Source organism: Traorella massiliensis (genome assembly GCF_900104665.1).
Lineage (GTDB): Bacteria > Bacillota_I > Bacilli_A > Erysipelotrichales > Erysipelotrichaceae > Traorella > Traorella massiliensis.
In genome coordinates this window covers 1-1,794 of the sequence record NZ_LT629965.1, presented here as the reverse complement: position 1 = coordinate 1,794, position 1,794 = coordinate 1, and the positions used below count along the sequence as shown (strand labels likewise).

Sequence of the window (1,794 nt, the reverse complement as noted above, 5' to 3'; positions counted from 1 at the left end):
AAAGAAAAGATTACGATCAATAACAGATTCAATAAGATGGATGAGGAGTTAGAGAAGAAGAAAGAGAAAAAGATAAAGAAAGCAGAAGATGTGAAAAGCTATGAGAAATATTATCGATTGGGATTTGATGAGAATGGATACTTCATGAATTATCAAAGAAAAGATAACGAAATCATGAAGCTGATAAATAAAGCGGGATATTTTGCGATAGTGACGTCAAAAAAGATGAGTGCAGAAGAAGCGCTGGAAACATATCGGGATAGGGATGCGGTGGAAAAGATATTCAGGATGGAAAAGACATATTTAGGGAATGATGTATTCAGAGTACATTCGGAAGAGAAACTTGAAAGCAAAGTGTTCGTATCATTCATAGCATTGATTATCAGGAATGAGATTTATCAGTCATTAAAGGAATTGTATAAAACGAATAGAAAAGAGTACACAGTACCGAAAGTATTGAAAGATTATGAACGGCTGGGAGTAACTAAATTAGCGGATGAGAAATATCATATAAGATATCGACTGACAAATAAGCAAAAAAAGATATTAAAGGCACTGGGAGCAACAGAAGAAGAATACAGGAAGTTTGTAAATGAACAAATGGATATGTTAGTTAATAATTAACATATCCATTTTATATAGATGTATAATTTTTTGAGAAGTTGACGATAAATAGCTCAAATAGGTGATAAAATAAGCGTATTTGAGCTTTTCTGTTCGGAAAGAGTATGATATAATAGATGTATAAATATACATCTATAGAAAGGATGATTTTATGCATCAAAATCCTGTGGATTTACCTGAAAGAACAGTCATCATAAAAGGCAGAAGTGGCAGTTATGTGTACTTGACACAAAGGGTTAAATATTCGCCAGAATTAAAACAAACCAGACCAGTAAGAGTAGCTATTGGAAAACTTAACGAAGAAGGAAAGCTGATTCCAAACAGGAACTATTTTGAAATATTTCCATATGAACAGAATGAACCCGGAGATAAAGCAGACTTCGTTATTGCGGGACCTCATTTTGTGGCGGACAAGATAAGTGCTGGGAATGGATTAAAAGAACTGCTGGAGACGATTTTCAAAGATGATTCGGACAAGATCCTGGATATAGCGACATATATGATGATGAGCGAAAATAACGTAATGCAGTATTTTGAAGACTATGGATATAATCACACATTGTTCAGTGCAGAGAACTTCGATGATAATGCGATAGGAAGACTGTTTAAAAAAATAAAAGTAAAGGATATCGATTTGTTCATCAGATCGTGGGTACATATGCATGTTGAGAAGCAAATCTATATAGCTTATGATTCGACGAATATGAACAGTGCTGCAGGAAATCTTGAATTGGCAGAATACGGACATGCGAAGGATCGTGATGAATTACCGCAAGTGAATTTATCAATAGGATATAATCAGACGGATCAGGTGCCTTTATTCTATGAATTGTTTCCGGGAAGCATCATCGACAATACGGAATGTGAAAAGATGGTGGAGAGAGCCCGGCAGTACGGATGCAGGGAAATAGGATTCATACTGGACAGGGGATATTTTTCATTACGGAATATAAGGTATTTCGAAAAGCATAATTATGACTATATACTGATGACGAAGGGGAATGCAAAGTTCATACAGGAAGCGGCAGAAGAAGCAGGAGCAGTATTAAAGAACGGATATTCAAATTATATGCAGGGATACGAACTGTACGGGATGACAGTAGAGAAGGATTTATTCAATACAGGAAAAAAAGAATATGTGCATGTATATTATAATGGAATAGAAGCGGA

Annotated in this window: 2 protein-coding genes; both read left to right on the top strand. The window is 35.2% G+C overall.

Features of this window, described 5'->3' with window-relative positions:
* The coding region (locus tag BQ5367_RS13570) for an IS1634 family transposase (protein WP_202615241.1) at positions 1-624 on the top strand (624 nt) is incomplete at its 5' end.
* 151 nt (positions 625-775) lie between these two features.
* On the top strand, positions 776-1,794 hold a 1,019-nt coding region (locus BQ5367_RS00205; RefSeq protein WP_071440589.1), incomplete at its 3' end, for an IS1634 family transposase.